Raw genomic sequence first — 19,131 nt, forward strand, 5'->3', positions numbered from 1 at the left:
CGAGGGGATTCGCATGAAAGGCCGTCCTAGCATCCGTGACGTAGCTCGGGAAGCCGGAGTGTCCGCCACGCTGGCCAGCTTCGCACTCAATGACCGCGCGGGCGTCTCTGCCGCCACGAGGAAGCGCATCCTCGCAGCGGCGGACCGTCTGGGCTACCGCGCGGACCCCTTTGCCCGCGCACTGCGAACCGGGACGGCGAACGCCTATGGGCTAATGATCCGCAACATGGCTAATCCCTTTTTCCTCGATGTCCTCCGCGGCGCCCAGGACGCGGCCACCGAACAGGGCGCCACCATTCTGGCTGTGGACTCCGAGTACTCCACCGAACGCGAACGTGAACACGTCGACCTGCTGCTGGGGCAGCGGGTGAGGGGCCTCGCCATCGCACCGGTGGGCCCCGGCGGGGCCGTCAGCCAGTGGCTCAACGGCGCTCCCGGCCGGGCAACCGTGGTTATCAACGCCGTCCGGCCGCCTGATCTTCCCGTAACCTGCGTGTCACCGGACAACAAGTCAGCGGTCAACCTTGCGGTCGATCACCTGGCCGGCCTGGGACACCGGAGGATCAGTTTTCTCACCGCCCCTGCGGGCCTGATGGCGGATAATGACCGGCTGGTGGCATTCGAGCAACGGTGTGCTGAACTGGGCATTGAACCGGACCCGATCCATACGAGGCTCAGCCTGGAACATGTTCATGCCGCTGTTTCGGAGCGGCTGGCAAAGGCTTCCCGCCCCACCGCCGTGGTGACCAACTCGGACTTCACGGCCCATGCGGTGTACCGGGCCGCCCGCCAGGCGGGTGTGGCCGTGGGAACTGATCTCTCCGTAGTCGGCCACGACGACCTGCCAACCTCAGAGCTGCTGGCTCCGGGACTGACAACCATCAGGCTGGACCGGCAGGCCATTGGACGCGCCATATTCGCCCGGCTCGCAGACACGGAGCTGCTGAGTGACCATGTGGAACCGGTGGAACTTATCTCGCGCAGTTCCACCGGCCCGGCTCCGCATTAGTCTCAGCTCCGGTTCATCCTGGGGTCCGGCAAAAGCAGCTCTACGTTCCGGTCCCCGGGTTCCCCGTGCGCGTTGAATCCGCCCACACCCATGGGATCATTCGCGGCGAGTTCCCGGTGCCACGCTGCCAGTTCCAAAGAACCGGAGGTCCCTGCCGGGGCAACCGGCGCTTCATGGTCCAGTGCGGTGGAGAAGATGGACAAAGTGCCGTCTGCGTTATCCACCACTTCCAGCAGCCGTGCCTGACAGGGCCAGTCCATAACCGAGGAGGTACTGATCTCCCAGAACCCTCCGCTGCGTGATGCCAGGGGACGAACATAGTTGCGGTGGATATGCCCGCTCACCCAGGCGATGACGTTCGGGTACCGGTGCAGCACGGCGGCAACTTCCTCACCAAGGACACGGTCACCGGAGTCCAAATACCCTGCGGGCACCTCGCGGTCATTGGTCATGCTGGTCCGCGGATGGTGCGAGGTGATGATGACAAGCCGCTCGTCACCTCCGCCCGGAACCTCCCGGCCTGCGGCATCCGTATGGCGCACATGCACCTCTGCGAGGCGTTCTTCCAGCCAGGCAAGCTGCCTGCGGTCGATGCTGCCTTCGAAGATGCCTGCGGGGTTCGTTGTGTCCAGCACTATGACCCGGATCCCCGGCAACCCGTCGTAGGCGTAGTAGGCAGTCCCGTCCAGACGGTTGCGCTCCGCCAGCCCATGTCCGGACGGACGGGCGGTGGGCTGGAAATGCGCTTCGATGAATTCTTCCCTGGTGACCGGCCGCCGGGCTTCATCCGGAGTCACCTGATGCGCGGGACCGGAGAAGGTTTCGAGCGGATGCTCGGTGAAGTCGGCAACCGGTCCGGGCGGAAGCGCGTGCACCTTTCGGTGTCCGGTCATAACAGCGCCAAGCTCCGGGGTAAGGGGCGCCCGCCCCTGAACCAGTCCGTCGTGATTCCCGTAGCAGGTGAGCCACGGGATGTTCAGGCCGGCGGCCATGAAGGGTTCCAGCCCGGCCTTGAGCAGGCCCGGAACGTGGGGGAATCCGTGTGCACGCCCCCAGGGGTTGTCAGGGTCTTCCGGTGCCCAGGCCCAGGGAAAACGCCCGTCCTGGACACCCTCAAATGCCGAACCGCCGGAGTCCATGCACACTTCGCCGCCCTCGAGCAGGCTCAGGAAGGACCTGACTTCGTTGAGCTGCATGTTATCCACGTTGTCACCGGTTGTTACGGCCAGTTGGAGAGCAGCGCCGGTCTGCGGACTCGTGGCCACGCGATTGAGCGCCCGGACCAAAGCATCAGTGGCGTGTGCAGCCAGCAGCTCCTGCGGCCGCATCATGGGCAGGAGCAGCATGGTATCGGGGCGGCGCCCAAGCTCATGCATGGCTTCCAGCCTTGCCGGCGACTGGACGTCAGTGAGCTGTATGTCCGTCAGATGCGCCAGGTACGCGATGCTGCGGCGCTGTCCCCGCAGGCTTTCGTCTTCCTGCGGAGCGTCTTTCGCACGGGGATGTCCTTCTGGAGCCAGCTCAGTCCGCGTGCCGTGTGCTTCACCGGGGCCGGGCTCGAGTGCGTAGTACGGCTGCTCGGATCCCCGGCGCACTGCTTCGCCCCTGCGGATTGTCTGCTGCACGGTCGTCTTGGCCGCAGGTTCATGCACGATTGTGGTCTCCTTCTGTGTTGGGTCTGACCAGCCCCGTTGCCGGTCAGCGGCCCTGCCGCAGTTAGTACCGGCAAGCTGTGGCGAGCGTACCTAAAACGATTAAGGCAGGCAATGGCCGGAGCGGACCGGCTCTCTTGACCCTCGTACTAAAACGTTTCAGACTGGGGCCTGTCAGCCCCGCCGGAGACGGAATCCGTGCCCCATGGGTTTCGGGGAACCACGTCCCGGCCTGGAACAGATGACGGCCGCTCGGTCGCCGCCCACCCGGACAGTAAGGATCTTCCATGAGAAAACTGCACACGCGCGCCTCAGCAGCATTCGGTGTTTCGCTTGTGGCTGCACTCGCCCTGGGCACAGCAATTCCTGCAGCAGGCGCCGAGCGGGCCGGGCCCCCTGGCAGCACCGATTACCCAGGCATCGTTGGCCACCGGGGCAGCGCCGGACTGTCTCCTGAAAACACCGTTGCCGGGTTTGAGCAGGCGCGTGCCTTCGGTGCGGACCTGTTTGAAGTTGATGTGCAGCTGAGCAGTGATGGGGAGATCTTCCTCTTCCACGACGCAACGGGCGCACGGACAACCAACGTGGCAGAGGTTTTTCCCGAGAGGGCTGCTGATCCCATCACGTCTTTCACCGCCGCGGAGCTGAGCCTCCTTGACGCCGGTTCCTACTTTGGCGGGTCTTTTACCGGGGAACCGATTCCAGACCTTCGCGATGCTGCACTGGTGACTACTCCACGGACCGGAATCAACATTGAGATCAAGTCTCCTGAAAACTCACCGGGCGTAGAGGCGAAGCTGGCCGAGGCTCTGGGGGAAAAGCGCTACTGGCAGCGGTTGATCGCCCGTGACCAGCTGGTTGTCAGCTCTTTCGATGAGGCCTCGCTTCGCGCCTTCCATGATCTGATGCCGCATATCCCCGTGCTCCTGATCGGCGAGGTTCCCGACGACGCGGGGCTGGCTGCCCTGGCGGCGTGGGCGGATGGCCTGGTCACCAACTACCGTCTCCTGGATCCGGCCGATGTCGCCCGAGTCCAGGCGGCTGGCCTTACTCTCGATGTCTACACAGTCAACAGCGTCGAGGCCATGACTGAGATGACCGCCCTGGGCGTGGATTCAATCATCACCGATTTCCCCGGCGTCTTGTCCGCGCTCCAGCAGGGCCAGAATCCGTTGCCTGAAGCTAACGGCGTAGAAGTCTCGACGGTTGTTGCGGATCCTTCCGGAAACGATGTGCAGCCAGAAAACGGTGAATACGTCCTTCTGACCAATACCGGGAATACGCCTGTTGATGTCAGCGGCTATGTGCTTCAGGACGCCGTCATCAACCGGCTTGTGGTTGGCGAAGGCTACGTGCTGAGCCCCGGCGGGCAGCTCCGTGTGTACACCGGTCCGGGGACCAATACTGCTGACCGGTTCTACAACAACCGGACAACTGCTGTTCTCAACAACAACGGGGACAGCATTGCAGTCTTCACTCCGGAGGGCAGCTTCGTAGATCTCTACGCGTACTAAAGTTCCTCCCCGGCAACAGTGCGGGGTGTCCGGCGGATTTAGTCTCTGCCGGGCGCCCCGTCATGCAGCGGGTTCCTGATTCGCAGGCACCCTGCCCCGCAGCGGCAGCCGACGCAGCTCGACGTCGACCGTTCCGTCCTTGATTTCGGCAATCATGTACGTGCAAAACGGCTGGCGCCGCCGGTCTGTTGGTGATCCCGGGTTCAGCAGCCGCAGCCCGTTGGGAGCGGTGGTGTCCCAGGGAATGTGACTGTGGCCGAAGATCAGCAGGTCCGTGTTCGGGAACGCGTCCTGCATGCGCACTTCCCGGCCTTTTGCCGTACCCGTTTCATGCACGACGGCGATCTTCACGCCTTCGATGACGGTGCGGGCAATTTCCGGGAGCCTCTTTCGAAGCTCCGGTCCGTCGTTATTTCCCCAGCAGCCCACCAGGTCCCGCGAGCGTTCCTGCAGCTCGTCCAACAGGTCTTCCGTGACCCAGTCTCCGGCGTGGACCACGAGGTCTGCAGCTTCCACTTCGTCCCATACCTGCTGCGGCAGCACCTTGGCCCGCTTCGGCAGATGTGTGTCGGCGATCAGCAGCAGTCTCGTTGTCATTCCTGTGTTCCCTTTCCGGAGTACGCGGCGGCTGGGCAGCGACCAGCGCCACAGACCCAGGCTATCGGCAGGACTGGCTCACTTGTGGTTCCGGCCGAGGGTGAGCGGGAGCCTACGAATACGGTGCGGGAGTACTGGAGTACTGTGTGCTGCCCCAGCGGATCCTCTGCCGCCGCGCCTCGATGGCACCGCCGCTGCATGCACCGAGAATCCTGTGTCCAGGATGCGTTGCCCTTCCAGCCCCGCGAGTCACTAGAACGGTGGTGGGGCGTCGTCTGGTTGCTTAGCCTTCTGGCCGGATTGGTCAGGCCTGGTTACTAGTGGACTGGGCATGAACGCCAGTGCTGGGTCGGTGGCGTACGTGCGGCCGGTGGGTGAGTCCCATTCGATGGTTCCGGGCTCTGGTTGGCGTGCTTTCCAATGTCCGAGGGTTTTGAACCGGTGGTGTTTGGGACAGAGGTGTTCCAAGTTCGAGTGGTCGGTTGCTCCGCCGTGGGAGAAGGGTTTGGTGTGGTCGATCTCTGCGTGGGTGACGGTTACTGAGCAGCCGGGGAATCTGCACGTTCCGTCCCGTGCTTGGAGCCAGCGTTTGAGTCCGGTGGGGATGCGGCGTGTGCGTCCGACGTTCAGGATTTCACCGGTGGTGGGGTCTTGGAGCAGGGGTGTCCAGTGCAGGGCCTCGAGGATCATGGCCCGTGCTGTGTCGGCGCTGATGGGTCCGTAGCCGTTGAGTTCAGCGGTGTTCTCGTCGATGCCGGCGAGGGTATCTGCGTTGATCAGGACCATAACTTCTGTGCGGACCTTCGACCGGTTTTGATTCCGGTTGCGGTGCCGCTCCGCCCGGCGAGGACGTTTCGCTGCCCTCTTCGCAGCAGGGGCGGAACGTGGCGGTCCATTGGTATCGGGGACGGAACCGGCATCGGTCTCGATCCGGGTCTCAGGAGGAGTGTCCAGGGGCTTCGCCCGCCGAGTCCCGCCGACGATGCCAGTGCGAGTGCCGCTGCCGGTACGAGTGCCGCTGCCGGTACGAGGAGAAATGGCATCGCCGCTGTCACCGCCGGTAGGACTGCCAGTGCCGCAGTCACCGCCTGCCGAAGTGCCTGCGCCGGGATCGTCCTGACTGTTGCCCGCGTCCGGGCCCGGACCAGAACCGGGACAGCCGGAGTTTGAGTCCTTGGGTTCGCCTTCGAGGAGGAGCGCGGTGAGGGTGTCGGCACGGAGCTGGTCCATAGTGCGGGGGTCTCCGGCTCGTTTGCCGGCCTTCGCGGCACCGGTGAGGGCAGCGAACATGGCCTGGCCCTTTTCAGCAGCGATGATCGCACTGAGGCAGGACATACCGTCAGGCAGCGGCTGGAACATCACCCGGCGTTTATCTTTCGCCTGCCGGTGACGAACCGGAATCAGATCCGGAAACCGGGATTCCCGAAGCCTGCGGGCACGGCGGCCGAACCCGGCAGCAGTCCTGCCCTCAGCCTCCGTGAGCAGATCGCGCTCAAACGCGCCCCGGACACTGAGCACCTCGGCGACGGCATTGGTGTCAGTATTACCGGCTGTGGCCTTAGAACCCGCAGCACCGACGGACCCGTCATCGCCGCTACCTTCAGGGCCCGGCAGACCGCCCAGATCATCGAGGCCAAGGTCCAGCTGCCCGGAATCCCCGGCAGATGAGTTTCCAGCTGCTGGGTTCCCCGCAGTGAGGTCGTCGGAGGCCGTCCCAGCCGGACCGGCGCCTGTCCCTAGCCCAACCTCCGGGGCCTCAAGGACCTCCGTAGGGAGATTGTGGGTCTCTTCGAGGATGATCCGCGCATGCTGGAGACCGATCTTTCCCTCAGCCAGACGGGCAAGGGTCTCCGGCGCATCCGAACACAACCTGGAGGATTCACTAATGAGCTGCATCGCGGTCATGTGCGGAATGTTCAGGACAGTTGACGCTTCAGCAGCCGCGAGACTCAGGGCAAGAGCTGGTTCTTCGCGGCCGGATGCATCGGCAATGTCCCGGGCAAAAAGCATCTCCAAGCGGGCCGCGGCATGTGCCTGCTGGGCCTGCGCCCAGGAGATCAGCATTCCAAGGCGCTGCAAAGCAGAAACGGTCTCCTCATAGCCCAGGGACTCGGCACCACCGAACGACAACCTGCCAGCGAACCCCTCCGGCAGTGACGTCACCGCGGTGTCATCCACACTCGCCGGATCGGCGCAGAACACAGAACCGGCGGAAGCCGCAAACCCGTGACTTGGGCCTGATGATGTCCTGGGACCCGAGCGGGCTGAAGGTCCGCGGCTGGAATCGGGTCGAGCTGAAGGTCCGCGGCTGGACTCGGGTCGAGCTGAGGGGCCGGATCCAGGGCCAGCTGATGCTTCGGGGCCAGCCTGGGCCGAAGGTCCGGTGCCCGGTACGGGTGGGGAAGAGGAGCCAACGCCCGACCCGACCGACGATGAGGATCCGGTGCCCGGTAAGGGTGGCGAAGAGGGTTCTGGGCCGGGTTTTACGCTCGGTTCAACGCCCGGCACCTTCCTGGGTTCAGCACCCGGCGCCGGCTCCGACCCCAGCACACCGTTCCGTTCCCGGTCCGTTGACCGGGAAAACGGTGTGTCCGAGGAGCGGTTCATACCTCAACTCTTTCAGCTGCCACTGACATTCCGCGGCCAAAATCGGCCCTTTTCAGGGCCATCAAATACGGGACTTCTACCCGAAATTCATCGTCGGAAGGCGAGCGGTTTACCGGTATAGAGCTCTAGCACGGCCCAGCCTTCTCACTGATGGCAGCCGAGGTTCCAGCTCCACCTGACGAGCAGACCAGCTCAGCACGGGATTTCCCGACTCCGGGCCGCACGGTCTGGCCAGCAGACTGTCTCAGCCCGGGGATTCCCAGACTCCAGGCCTCCCGGTCTGACCAGCAGACCAGCTCGGCACGGGATTTCCCGAATCCCAGGCCCGCCGAAACTCTTTCCAGTACGGCCAAAGAGCGGAGCCACCGTAAATACGCAGCACGCCAACCGCTTTGGTACGGGCGCAGTCCTCGAGGGCGCAAACGCGCCCGGCCTGTTCACACGGACCCTCTCTCCTGCCTTGGCTGCCGGTTCACAGGCGCTGGCCCAAACGCCACCTCGGCCGGAGCCAGCGTGCCGCAACAGCACAGCACTAGCTGTTGGCCCAGTCCAGAGAAACCCGGACCTGCGCCTGGCTGCCGTCCGTGTAGCTAACCTGCAGCAGGACCCCCTCGTCCGGGTAGTCCCGCAGCTCGTTCCCGGGAAACCACAATACAAAGTATCCGTTTGCTACGCTGGCCCGGACTTCGCCCTCGGAACGGCTGAGATACGAGACCCCGCTGACCTCGGATCCGGCAGCACCAACAACCATTGAAAGTTCACCGGCTGACGTTGACCCCATGCCCATGGCCGTAGGCAACAGCTCGCGCGCCGCAGGCTCGACATCTCCGGGACGGTGACCGGAATAGCCAAAGGAACCGCCGAAAAGCGACCCGTCAGTGACGCACATGGCCGAGAAGCTTCCCGGACCGGAGAGCACCACAGTGGTCCACTCGCCCCGGCGTTCAGCAATAGCTACTTCGGCTCCGGCAGTTTCTTCAGAGGTGTTCCGGTCCGAAGAACGGCAGGCGTTTCCTGCCCTTTCGCTGGCTTCCGGACCAAGCGTCGACGGAGTCTGCGTCCAGCTAGCAAAGGCGGGGTCGCCACCCATGACAACCGGTACAGCAATCATTCCCAAGGCGGCCGCAGCTGCAGCCGCGACAAGAATCCGCCTGCGGTTCCGCCGGGGCCGGCCCAGCTGCGGCAGGCTCGGTTGCCCGCGGTTCTGTCGCTGCAGGCTCGGTACAGGCCGTGAATCCGCAGCGGTTGCATCGCCGGCAAGAATGCGCTCCAGATCCTGCCTGCTGCGCTCAGTACCGGCACGGGGGGCCCCAGCTGCATCGAGAGACTTCAGCAGCACATCAATTTCCCGGTCTCGCATCATCACGGTTTCCTTCCAACGGCAGGCGGCTGAACAGCCGCAGAAGGCGGCACAACACCATACGGCGGCACAACACCAGGCGGCCGCACATCGCCCGACGGGGGCACATCGCCCGACGGCGGCACAACCCTGGACACGGGCAGATGGTCCAGCAGCAGCCGCAGCGCCCGGCGGGCGCGGGTGAGCCGAATTCGGTAGGCAACCGGGGAGATGCCGAGGACGGCTGCAGCCTGCGGGCCGGTAAGTTCTTCAAACACCGCCAGTCCCAGGGCCTCCTGATGAACTTCGGAGAGCTGCCGCCAGGCGCGGGCAAGGTCCAGCCGCTGCTCGACCAGGTCGATTTCGGGCGAGGTCAGATCAATGCCGGCCGAGGAACCGGGAATAGAAGCAGCAAGTCGCACGCCAAGGGCATTCCGCCGCTGGTCTCCGCGCCGGCCGTTGAGCATGATGTTGCGGCAGATGCCGAAGATCCAGGCACGACTGTCACCAGCGTCAGACGGCACGTCTTCAAAGCGCCGCCAGACCACCAGAAACGTCTCCGCCACCAGGTCTTCGGCATTCTCTGCACCCGTGCGCCGCTGCACGAACTTCAGCAGGTCCGGGTACACGGCCGCATAGAGCACCCTAAAGCGCGCCTCACGGTCCGGCTTTCCTGGGAACTGGGTCATACCCCGTACCTGTCCACCATGCGCCCGAGTGTTTCACACGGGCCGCAAACAAGCGGCAGACGCAGTACTACCCGGCGTACTGGCGCTTCAGGTCGGCCTTGCGGATCTTGCCGCTGGCGGTGCGCGGGAAGTCAGCCACGATCTCCACGGTCTTGGGGATCTTGTACCGCGCCAGGCGACCGTTCAGATGGGCTGCCACCTCCGCCGGATCGAGGCTGAAACCGTCACGGAGAGTGATGAGTGCCTTCGGCACTTCACCCCATCTCTCGTCCGCCACTCCGATCACGGCCACGCCGCTCACCGCGTCCAGCTCGCTGATGATCTGCTCCACCTCGGCGGGGTAGATGTTTTCCCCGCCCGAAATGATCATGTCCTTGAGCCGGTCGGAGATAAAGAGGAAGCCGTCGCCGTCGTAATAGCCCATGTCTCCCGAACGGAACCAGTCCCCGCCGTCGAAGGCGGACTCCGTGGCGTCGGGACGGTTCCAGTAGGACCGGATGACGTTTGGCCCACTGATCTGGACCTCCCCCACTTCACCGGGTTCGGCGGTACTGCCGTCGGGGCGCGCAACGCGGACGGACGTGAAAAAGTGCGGAATGCCGGCGGAACCGGCCTTTTCCCGGGAGTACGACGGCGGGAGGGCAGTAGCGCCCGGAGCTGTCTCTGTCATTCCGTAGCCGCCGGAGAAACTCAGGCCGCGCTCTTCATAGGCGTCGATGACACGCAGCGGCACGGCCGAACCGCCGCAGGTGAGCTTCCGCAGCGAACTGATATCCCGCTTCGCCCAGTCCGGATGTTCACAGAGCAGCTGGTAGGTGGTGGGCACGCCGCTGATGTAGCTGACACGGTACTTTTCGATAAGTTCCAGGGTGCGCCCGGGCTCGAACCGGGTCTCCAGGACGACCGTTGCTCCTTTGAGCAGGTTCGGAAGCACCCCCATGTCCAGCGACGCAACGTGGAACAGCGGGGAAATCATCAGCGCGATGTCGTTCTCCGCGACGTCATAGTCGACCAGGACGTTGAAACAGTTCCAGGCCAGGTTCGCGTGGGTGAGGAGCGCACCCTTGGGCTGGCCGGTGGTGCCGGAGGTATAGAGGATGATCGCGCCGTCCTCGAGCGCCACCGGAGCGTCCGCGAACCCTGCCGGATCGCCCAAGGCCGAGTCATAGGGCTGAGCCGGCGAACCCGATTCAGCCCGGGCGGCCCCGCTTCCGTCGTCGACAATCAGCCGAAGCCCGACGGCGGTGTCCACTGAGCCGCGCACGGCCAGCTCGTCGAGGGCCAGCGTGTTGACCAGTACGGTACTGCCGGAATCCTGCAGCGCAAACTGGATTTCAGGCGGAGCCAGACGGGTGTTCAGAGGCACAAACACCGCGCCGATCGAGCCGGCAGCAAAGAAGGTCTCAAGGAAGGAGGGGTGATTGTCACCGAGGAACGCCACGCGCGTTCCGTGCTCGACGCCGGCGGCCCGCAGTGCTGCGGCCAGGCGGTTGATCCGCTCATCCAGCTGCGCATACGTTGTTGCCTGGTCGCGGAAGACAAGCGCCGTCCTGGCTCCGGACTTGATGCGCTGCCGGTGGATCCATGAGCCAAGGCCCTGGTTCTGCATTTTCCAAACGTCCTTCGTCCGTACCGGAGGTGCCGAATATGCCGGATGTCCCGTGGGATTAGGTGGTAGTGCCGGAGCCCGCCTGAGGAGGTACAGACGGGCCCCGGCACGGCTCTTTATTCGACCGTCATGGCCTGCAGATCGGGGGCCTTCTCGACGAACTTGTACTTGAGCATCAGTTCGCCCAAGTCGTTGAGCTGTTCGGTGCGCAGCTCGGCGTCGTACTCCTCCATCTTCAGGTTGGCCGCAACTTCGGCCGGCATGTTCATAAAGGCGGGCAGAACTGCCTTGACGTCATCGATGTTGGCTTCGGCCTGCGGCAGGAGCTCTTCCATGGCGTCCTTGAACTTCTGGACCGTTTCCGCGTTGGCCGAGGCGTAGTTGCCGGAGGTGAAGGTCACCATGGTGGGCATGCCGGGAATGGCCTCCTGGTTGGAGTAACCCACCAGGACGTTGTCCGGGTTGGAAAGTGCCTTGCTGAGGAAGGGCTCCGGAATCCAGATCGCATCTGTGTTCCCCAGATCCAGCTGCGCTTCCATATCCTGGAACGGCATTTCGGAGAACTTGATCTGGGTGGGATCCGCGCCGGCCATGGAGGCTGCTTCCATGATCGTCAGGTCGCCCTGGGTGTTCACGGCGTTGACGCTGGCAGTCTTGCCCTCCAGGTCTGCGAAGCTTGTGATCCCAGAATCCGCCCTGGCCACAACGCCGTTGATGTCCTCGCCTTCGGCATAGGAGTTGGAGTAACCGGTGACGATCTTCATGTCCAGGCCCTTGTCCTTGGCCACCATGACGGTCAGCGGGTTGCCGACGGCGAAGTTCATTTCGCCGGTTGAGACAGCCGGCAGCATAGCCGCACCGCCCTGGCCGGTCTGGAGTTCGACGTCGAGCCCGTGCTCCTCGAAGATGCCCTCATCGACGCCGTACTGCATGGCCGCGGAAGGTGCGATGCCAATAACGCCGACCACAATCTGCTCGAGTTCGCCGTTAGCCGCAGCGGACCCCGAAGCGGACGGGGATGAGCTGGACTCGTCGCCTGACAGGCTGCCTCCGCCGCAGCCGGCCAGGGCCAGGGTTGCAACGGCGCCAAGGGCGAAGGCCCTCGCGGCCCGCCGGGAAATGAAGTGCCTCATGACTTTCCTCTTCCTTGAGGGGAGAAATGGATACTGCTGGGGAGTAGTGCCGGTACTGCGTTGGTGCTGCCCGGACCGCGGACGGGGCCGGGAGTGCGGGTTGGATCAGGAGTAGAAGCGGGCCAGGAACTCGGCGACGACGGCGGGGCGTTCCTCGCCGTCGATCTCGATGGTGTTGGACGTCTTGATCTGCACGCCGCCCTTGACCTCGGTGACCTCGGAGATCACCGAGTGGAGGCGGACCTTGGAGCCCACTTTCACCGGGTTGGTGAACCGGACCCGGTCCAGACCGTAGTTGACCTTGGTCTTCACTCCTTCCACGTCGAAGAGTGAGCTCCAGAGCGGAATGATCAGGGACAGTGTCAGGAACCCGTGCGCAATCGGCGCGCCGAAGGGCCCGTCTTTGGCCTTCTCCGGATCGGTGTGGATCCACTGGTGATCATCTGTGGCATCGGCAAAAGTGTTGACCTGGTTCTGGGTGATTTCGATGTAGTCGGTGTAGCCCAGGTCCCGGCCCACCAGAGAGGGCAGTTCTTCAAGGGTGACAACAGTGGCACTCATGTGGTTTTCCTAGCGGTTAGTTGGTGGCGGTCTCGGGCTGGAGGTCGGCCGGCAGCGGCGGGAATTTCTCCCCCACACTCTGCTGATTGCCGGTAAAGGGGAAGGCTTCGGCGAGTTCCGCATAGGTCCAGCCGCCGTCCCGGTATTCGGAAGCGACTGCTTCGGGGTGGGACCAGAGCTGCAGCCGGTCGCCGCCCACGCCGATCGCCTGGCCGGTAATCCCGGCAGCTTCATCGGAGGCCAGGAACGCAATCAGGCCGGCGACGTCGTCCGCGGTGCCGAAGCCCAGCGTCTTGCGGAAGAAGTCCGGCATGGCCTCTCCGCGCTCATCAGCTTCCACGGCGGCCGCAAAGTACGGGACGGTCTTGGTCATGGCCGTGGCAGCCACGGGAATGACGGCGTTCGCGGTGACTCCGGCCTTCTTCATTTCCATCGCCCAGGTCCGCACCATTCCCACGATCCCTGCCTTCGCGGCAGCGTAGTTCGTCTGGCCGAAGTTCCCGCGCTGGCCGGTGGGAGAACCGATGGCGATGATCCTTCCCGCCACGTTGTTCTCCTTGAAATACGCGTACGCTTCCCGGACGCAGGTGAAGGTTCCGCGCAGGTGCACGTTGATCACCAGATCGAAATCCTCGTCCGTCATCTTCAGCAGGGACTTGTCCCGCAGCACCCCGGCGTTGGTGACCAGGATGTCCAGTCCGCCGAAGTTCTCCACCGCGGCAGCCACCAGGGCCTTCGCGGTTTCCGTAGAGCCAACCGGGGCCACAACCGCAACGGCGCGGCCGCCCTCGGCCGCAATGGAGGCGGCGGCTTTTTCTGCAACGGCCTGGTCGACGTCGTTGACGACCACTGCCGCGCCCTGCCGGGCCAGCTCACGGGCGTAGGCCAAGCCCAGGCCCCGTCCACTGCCCGTAACGATCGCAACTTTGCCCTGAAGGGACATTCGAACTCCTCAGATATGTGTCCTGTCTCACACCATGACAACCGAGATAGTTGAGAAAGTCAACAGTTGAAATCGGGCGTACTCTTGATCCATGACTGAGACCGCCGATGCATCTGTGCGTAATGCAGCCCCGCCCGCAGAAGCTGGAATCGAGCGCCTGTATTCGTCGGAGCTGGCGAACGAGACGGAATTTCTGGCAGCACGCACGCGCTCGGTGGGTTCCCGCCGGGCGAATGAGGAATTGGCCTCGCTGGACTTGAAGGTCCGCTCCTATTCCGTCCTTTCCCTCGCCTGCAGCGGCCTGAATCCCTCCCAGCGTGAGCTGGCGGAGTTCCTGTTCCTGGATCCGAGCCAGATCGTTGCGCTGGTAGACCAGCTGGAGAAACGCGGCGCGGTGAAGCGCAAAGCCGACCCGCGTGACCGCAGGTCCAACATCATTACCCCGACGGCGGCGGGCAAAAGGCTGTACGCCGAGGCAGCCGCCGTCGTCCAGGCTGCCGGGGAAGGCGCGCTGAGCGCCTTGACCCCGGCCGAACGCGACCAGCTGCGCGACCTGCTGCGGCGGGTGGCGTTCGCCGACCAGCAGGACTAGCTAACCGGCACCCAGCGCTGCGTTCATGACCCGCGTCAGGGAAAGGAACCGCGGGTTGGCTGCCAGATCCTCAATCAGCACCGGCTTCCCGTCCGGCCCGGCCAGCGGAATACACCAGTTGGGGTATTCGCGTGAAGTGCCGGGCTGGTTCTGAGTGCGCCGTTCGCCTACGGCATCCACCAGTCCGACGCCGACCAGGGCGGAGGGGCTCAGCGCGATGAGCCGGTGCAGGGCTTCCACTGTCTCCTGCTCCGAGGCGTTTTCACCCAGCAGGCCGTGCCGGCGGGCCAGGTCGAGGATGCCCCGGGTCGCTGCACTGTCCAGTTCCCGTTCCTCCTCGACCGGACGGTTCAGCAGCCCGAGCGAATCCCGCAATGTGACGTGTTCCCCGGCGAGGTAGCCCGCGGCCGGCGGCAGGTCGTGCGTGCCAATCGTGGCCAGCGCGCTCGGACGGTAATCTGCCGGTTCGCGGGGCCCGTCGCCGGTCTGCTCAAACCATAGAATCGAAGTTCCCAGCACGCCGCGTTCAGCCAGATAGCCCTGAACCCAGGGTTCAAAGACGCCCAGGTCTTCACCGATGACGACGGCACCGGCACGCTGCGCCTCCAGCGCCAGGATTCCCACGAGGGCCTCATGGTCGTAATACACGTAGGCGCCCTGGCCGGGCTCCTGCCCCCGCGGAATCCACCAGAGGCGGAACAGCCCCAGGATGTGGTCCACCCGGACTCCGCCGGCATGCCGCAGGATGGTGCGCAGCATGTCCCGATATGCTCCGTAGCCGCTTTCGGCCAGCCGGTCCGGATCCCAGGGCGGCTGGCTCCAGTCCTGCCCAATCTGGTTGAACATGTCCGGGGGCGCGCCGACCGAGACGTCGGGTGACAGCACGTCACGCAGCGTCCAGGCATCAGCTCCGCCGGGATGGACGCCCACCGCGAGGTCGTGCACGATTCCGATTTTCATGCCTGCACTGACAGCTGCCCGCTGGGCGGATTCAAGCTGCTCATCGCAGATGAACTGCAGCCACTGGTAGAACGCGATTTCGTCTGCCAGTTCGGCGGATTTGGCCGCAGCCATGTCGCTGTGGAGGCCTTCCTGCCATTCGGGCGAATCCGGCGGGAATTCGGCGGCCAGCGCGCACCAAAGCGCAAAGCTGTCCAGACCGGGACCGGCGTCGCGGACAAAAGCCTCAAGCTGCTGGGCCCGCGCGGGGCTTCTGTGCACCTGGTAGACCTGGCGGAGGGCCTGCAGCTTCGCGGCGTAGGACGAGTTGCGGTCAAGCAGACGGGCATCGCGGTCAACGGCCTGCCGGCCGGCTGCCAGGGCTTCGACGGCGGCTCGTTCCGAGGCTGGAAGGTAGGCGTATTCTTCGATGGCTTCCACCCGGATGTAGAGCGGGTTGAAGAAGCGGCGGGTGGCCGGCAGGTAGGGCGAGTCTTCCACCGGGGGCACCGGTTCGGCTGCATGCAGCGGGTTGATGAGCATAAAGGCAGCCCCGGCGGTGCCGGACACGGCTGAGAGATCCGCCAGGTCTGTCAGGTCTCCGATTCCCCAGGACCGTTCGGACCGCACCGAGTACAGCTGGGCCATCATGCCCCATGCCCGTCCCCCCGTTTTGGGAGCCGGCAGCCGGTCAGGGGTAACGGCCAGCACGGCTTCGGCTTCCTGTCCGCCACCGGAAACATGCAGCACATGCCAGCCAAGCGGAAGACCCGCCGGTATCTGCAGCTGCCGGGCTTCCAGCTCAGTCCCGTCCACAATCGCCGTTTCCACGGCCTGGCCCGGGCCTGGCAATCCGGGAAGCGGCACGGAACTACCGTCCTCCAGCGTGATCCAGGCCTGGGCCTGCGCATCGCGGGGCAGGCGGACCGCTACCGGTACAGGCTGCTGCTGCCGGACCACCACGGCGGGTGGCAGTGTGCGCCGCCAGGGCGCCAGGGCAGCCTCTTCCAGAGATGCCTCGGCCTGTTCCTGAGTCCAGGCAGGTGCTCCGCGGGCCGCCAGGACACTGCTCAGGGAGGCGTCGGAGACCTGCTGGACACCGCCGTCCCAGCCGGTGAAGGTTGTGGCAACACTCTTGGCCTCGGCCAGCTGCTCCAGCAGCTCCCTTGCCGGTGCGGCGCCGTCGTTAAGTTCGGTCATCGGGTCTCCACTGTCATGCGTGCCAATCTAGGCGTTATGGCATGCCAAAGACAGTGGCGGCATGGTACGGACCGCCAAAGCACCGCGGTGCTGGACGTCAGGGCCGTTTTTCCACCAGCCGCCAGACGTCCTGGTAGTCCACGTGCTCCGCATACGGAGCAGCGAGGGCGGCGAGCGCCAGCGTGGTCCATTCCAGTTCATCCGCATAGCTTCGGCTGTCTGCCTCTGCGTCCTGGAGCATGCGGGAGAGGGCGTTGCGTCGGGCACCGCCAATGATGTCGATCAGCATCAGCTTCGCCTCGCATTCGCGCAGGAGCCGCTCCTCATACCAGCGGTCAGAGAGTGAGATCTCGGAACCGCCCAGCAGTTTGCGTGACTCCGCGGCGTCTTCGTGAAAGCGCGTCAGCAGGAAATCCACGATGTCCATGCCCAGACTTTACGCGCCGGAGAGTGCCTGCGTCAGGAGTCCGTGAGCGTTCCGGGAATATTTCCGGGTACTTGTCCGGTTGACATAACTAGGTCCCCTTCCGAATATCACAGGAGTTCAGTTTGCCCTCAGCATGCGCATCCCCGTCCCGTTCCGCTGCCCCTGCCCGCCGCGTCCGGAACATCAGTTCAATTCGGCGCGGAGACTACGTCGAAGCCCGCAGTGGTGAGAATGTCTATTACCGCGGCGAGGTGCGCGACACGGCACCCGGACTCGCGACCCTGTGGCTCAACGATGAGGAGTCCGGCATGCACACCGCAGTGAGCACCGAGGACTTCTCCATCTGGCGGACCCGCCGCTGACGGCATCCCGCCGCCCCGCCCGGGGAGTAAGGCTGCCTACTCAATCAGCGCTCCGGCGCTGATGTTGATTGTGGCGCCGGTGATGCTTGCGGCCATGTCCGAGGCCGCGAACACGGCGGCGTTGCCGACGTCCTGAAGCGTGGCGGCCCGGTTCAGCAGCGTCGCTGAGGCAATGGCCCCGGCAATTTCCTCCCGGCCTTCCATGTCCTGCGGCAGTGATTCCGGTACGCCGCCGGAGCGCAGTGTCACCACCCGGATGCCGTACGGGCCCAGCTCAATGGCCAGCTGGCGCCGCATCGATTCAATGGTTTCCAGCGCGGTGACCAGGCCGCCCAGATACTGTCCGCGGTCCTCGGTTCCGGAGCCTCCGAAGGCCAGGATCACCCCGGACTTCTGCTCCATCATGTGCCGTGCAGCAGCCTGGGCCGTAATGAACGTTGTCTGCACGGCTGTGGATACCGGCCGCAGATAGTCCTCCAGGTACATGGCAGCCATGGGTGTGCCCTGCACGTCCCCGTGCTGAATGACGTTCAGGGAGATGTCCAGGCTGCCCGCCGACTCCGCGACGTCGTCGGCGTGCGCATTGACCGCTTCCTGGTTCAGTGCATCCAGGACCGCGGTTTCAACAAGTCCGCCGCCCGCCCGGATGTCCGCTGCAACCTCCTGCAGCGGTTCCGGATGCCGTCCGGCGAGGAAAACACGGGCACCTTCCCTGGCGAAGGCACGCGCCGCCGCCCCGCCAATCGATCCGCCGCCGCCGTAGATAACCGCGTTCCTGCCGTTGAGCAGCATACCGGTGTCCTTGTCTGAAAAGATGGGGCCGAAGTGCGCCCATTCTGGCACCGCTCAGATCAGAGGGCCAGAGTCCAGGTCACGTCCCGGGGATCAACGTCGTCAAGCCGCGCAGGATTCCACTGCGGCTGGTCCCGGTCCAGCAGGCGGGCACGCACACCTTCACGGAAGTCGGGGCGGCCGATCATTCTCTCGGCCATCATCAGGTCCCGCTGCAGTACCTTGGCCAGATCCGGTTCGGCGGCGGCGGCCCGGACCGCGGCGAGGGCCACGGAAACGGAGAACGGCGCCATGCCGCGGATAGTCCGTGCTGCGTCGCGGGCAGCCGGGGCCGGGTGCCCGTCCAGGTTCGCCAGAATGTCAGCAACGTTGCCGCCGGTGTAGCACTCATCGATCCAGTCCTGCTCAGCAGCCAGCGGCGCTGCCGGAAGCTCGAGGGCAAACTTCGCTGCGACCTCTGCGGCATCATTCCCCGCTGATTCAAGTGCCGCCAGCAGGGCCGGCAGGGATTCTGAGGGGATGTAGAGATCCGCAAACCCGCACAGCACGGCGTCAGGCCCGGTCATCGTTCCGGCGGTCAGGGCCAGATGTGTGCCAAGTTCGCCGGGCGCCCGGGCCAGCAACAGGGAGCCCGCGCAGTCGGGACTGAAGCCGATGCGCACTTCCGGCATCGCAGCTTTGGTCCGCTCGGTGGCAATCCGGATCCCGGCATGCCCGGAAACGCCGACGCCGCCGCCCATCACAACGCCGTCCATCACTGCCACATACGGTTTGGGAAACGCTGCAACGCGAGCATTCAAAGCATATTCAGCGGTCCAGAATTCCATGGCCTGGGCGTCCGTGCCCGAGGCAATGGCCCTGATGTCTCCGCCTGCACACAGGCCGCGTTCCCCGGCGCCGTAGAGCACCACGGCCTGAACGTCGTCATCCGTCTCCCAGTCCTGCAGGACACGGTCCATGGCCCGGACCATGTCCAGCGTCATGGCGTTAAGGGCCTGCGGACGGTTCAGCCGGATGGTACCGAGAGTTCCCGATGCCCACGCTTGGAGCTCCTCCGTGGCATACGGGGAGGTGCGGACCGATGAAGGGGCAGACGAAGAATTCATGCCCGCTAGCATCCCAAGTTTTTCCGCCCGGCCCAACTCCGCGCCGTTCCGAAACATGAA

The 19,131-nt window shown here is 64.7% G+C and carries 17 protein-coding genes; 4 read left to right on the forward strand and 13 right to left on the reverse strand.

The genetic code is table 11. The features are described from left to right. The first annotated feature begins 13 nt into the window (after positions 1 to 13). The gene (locus tag ACWGQ2_RS15185; RefSeq protein ID WP_452018705.1) at positions 14 to 1,009 is read left to right on the forward strand and encodes a LacI family DNA-binding transcriptional regulator; all 996 of its coding nucleotides are present in this window, start codon (positions 14 to 16) and stop codon (positions 1,007 to 1,009) included. Between the two features lie 2 nt (positions 1,010 to 1,011). On the opposite strand, the gene ACWGQ2_RS15190 is transcribed toward ACWGQ2_RS15185, so the two are convergent. Then, the gene (locus ACWGQ2_RS15190; RefSeq protein ID WP_452018707.1) at positions 1,012 to 2,661 is read right to left on the reverse strand and encodes a TIGR03767 family metallophosphoesterase; all 1,650 of its coding nucleotides are present in this window, start codon (positions 2,659 to 2,661) and stop codon (positions 1,012 to 1,014) included. A 287-nt stretch (positions 2,662 to 2,948) separates the two neighbouring features. On the opposite strand from ACWGQ2_RS15190, the gene ACWGQ2_RS15195 reads away from it, so the two are divergent. Further along, on the forward strand, positions 2,949 to 4,175 hold the full coding sequence (locus ACWGQ2_RS15195) for a glycerophosphodiester phosphodiesterase family protein (RefSeq protein ID WP_452018709.1): 1,227 nt from the start codon (positions 2,949 to 2,951) through the stop codon (positions 4,173 to 4,175). A gap of 60 nt (positions 4,176 to 4,235) precedes the next feature. Here ACWGQ2_RS15195 and ACWGQ2_RS15200 read toward each other — a convergent pair whose 3' ends face one another. The 8 genes from ACWGQ2_RS15200 to ACWGQ2_RS15235 all read right to left on the reverse strand — a co-directional run bounded on the left by ACWGQ2_RS15200 (position 4,236) and on the right by ACWGQ2_RS15235 (position 13,653). Continuing rightward, positions 4,236 to 4,772, reverse strand: coding sequence for a metallophosphoesterase family protein (locus ACWGQ2_RS15200; protein WP_452018711.1), 537 nt, complete (start codon positions 4,770 to 4,772; stop codon positions 4,236 to 4,238). A gap of 252 nt (positions 4,773 to 5,024) precedes the next feature. Continuing rightward, positions 5,025 to 6,902 carry a DUF222 domain-containing protein gene (locus tag ACWGQ2_RS15205; protein WP_452018713.1) on the reverse strand — a complete coding sequence of 626 codons (1,878 nt, stop codon included), beginning with the start codon at positions 6,900 to 6,902 and terminating at the stop codon, positions 5,025 to 5,027. A 1,009-nt stretch (positions 6,903 to 7,911) separates the two neighbouring features. Beyond that, positions 7,912 to 8,742, reverse strand: coding sequence for a hypothetical protein (locus ACWGQ2_RS15210; RefSeq protein ID WP_452018715.1), 831 nt, complete (start codon positions 8,740 to 8,742; stop codon positions 7,912 to 7,914). Next, positions 8,742 to 9,407, reverse strand: a complete 666-nt coding sequence (locus ACWGQ2_RS15215) for an RNA polymerase sigma factor (protein ID WP_452018717.1) — start codon at positions 9,405 to 9,407, stop codon at positions 8,742 to 8,744. Before ACWGQ2_RS15215 ends, ACWGQ2_RS15210 begins: the two co-directional genes overlap by 1 nt. Positions 9,408 to 9,474: 67 nt before the next feature. After that, positions 9,475 to 11,016 carry an acyl-CoA synthetase gene (locus ACWGQ2_RS15220; protein WP_452018719.1) on the reverse strand — a complete coding sequence of 514 codons (1,542 nt, stop codon included), beginning with the start codon at positions 11,014 to 11,016 and terminating at the stop codon, positions 9,475 to 9,477. A gap of 116 nt (positions 11,017 to 11,132) precedes the next feature. After that, positions 11,133 to 12,149, reverse strand: a complete 1,017-nt coding sequence (locus ACWGQ2_RS15225; protein WP_452018721.1) for an ABC transporter substrate-binding protein — start codon at positions 12,147 to 12,149, stop codon at positions 11,133 to 11,135. A 105-nt stretch (positions 12,150 to 12,254) separates the two neighbouring features. Then, entirely contained in the window at positions 12,255 to 12,710 is a 456-nt protein-coding gene (locus ACWGQ2_RS15230; RefSeq protein ID WP_452018723.1) for a MaoC family dehydratase, read from the reverse strand. Positions 12,711 to 12,726: 16 nt separating this feature from the next. Beyond that, positions 12,727 to 13,653: an SDR family NAD(P)-dependent oxidoreductase gene (locus ACWGQ2_RS15235; RefSeq protein ID WP_452018725.1), complete on the reverse strand. Its 927-nt coding sequence runs from the start codon at positions 13,651 to 13,653 to the stop codon at positions 12,727 to 12,729. Between the two features lie 91 nt (positions 13,654 to 13,744). Between ACWGQ2_RS15235 and ACWGQ2_RS15240 the strand changes: the two genes are divergently transcribed. Next, positions 13,745 to 14,245, forward strand: coding sequence for a MarR family winged helix-turn-helix transcriptional regulator (locus tag ACWGQ2_RS15240; RefSeq protein ID WP_452018727.1), 501 nt, complete (start codon positions 13,745 to 13,747; stop codon positions 14,243 to 14,245). On the opposite strand, the gene malQ is transcribed toward ACWGQ2_RS15240, so the two are convergent. Next, on the reverse strand, positions 14,246 to 16,384 hold the full coding sequence (gene malQ / locus ACWGQ2_RS15245; RefSeq protein WP_452018729.1) for a 4-alpha-glucanotransferase: 2,139 nt from the start codon (positions 16,382 to 16,384) through the stop codon (positions 14,246 to 14,248). 97 nt (positions 16,385 to 16,481) lie between these two features. Beyond that, positions 16,482 to 16,811 carry a DUF6221 family protein gene (locus ACWGQ2_RS15250; RefSeq protein WP_152225807.1) on the reverse strand — a complete coding sequence of 110 codons (330 nt, stop codon included), beginning with the start codon at positions 16,809 to 16,811 and terminating at the stop codon, positions 16,482 to 16,484. Between the two features lie 122 nt (positions 16,812 to 16,933). On the opposite strand from ACWGQ2_RS15250, the gene ACWGQ2_RS15255 reads away from it, so the two are divergent. Next, a complete protein-coding gene (locus tag ACWGQ2_RS15255; protein ID WP_452018732.1) occupies positions 16,934 to 17,173 on the forward strand; it encodes a hypothetical protein in 240 nt (79 codons plus the stop codon). A gap of 36 nt (positions 17,174 to 17,209) precedes the next feature. On the opposite strand, the gene ACWGQ2_RS15260 is transcribed toward ACWGQ2_RS15255, so the two are convergent. Next, the gene (locus ACWGQ2_RS15260; RefSeq protein ID WP_452018734.1) at positions 17,210 to 17,965 is read right to left on the reverse strand and encodes an SDR family NAD(P)-dependent oxidoreductase; all 756 of its coding nucleotides are present in this window, start codon (positions 17,963 to 17,965) and stop codon (positions 17,210 to 17,212) included. Between the two features lie 59 nt (positions 17,966 to 18,024). Then, positions 18,025 to 19,071: a 3-hydroxyisobutyryl-CoA hydrolase gene (locus tag ACWGQ2_RS15265; RefSeq protein ID WP_452018736.1), complete on the reverse strand. Its 1,047-nt coding sequence runs from the start codon at positions 19,069 to 19,071 to the stop codon at positions 18,025 to 18,027. Positions 19,072 to 19,131 lie beyond the last annotated feature (60 nt).

It is taken from the genome of Arthrobacter sp. NPDC055585 (assembly GCF_053619115.1).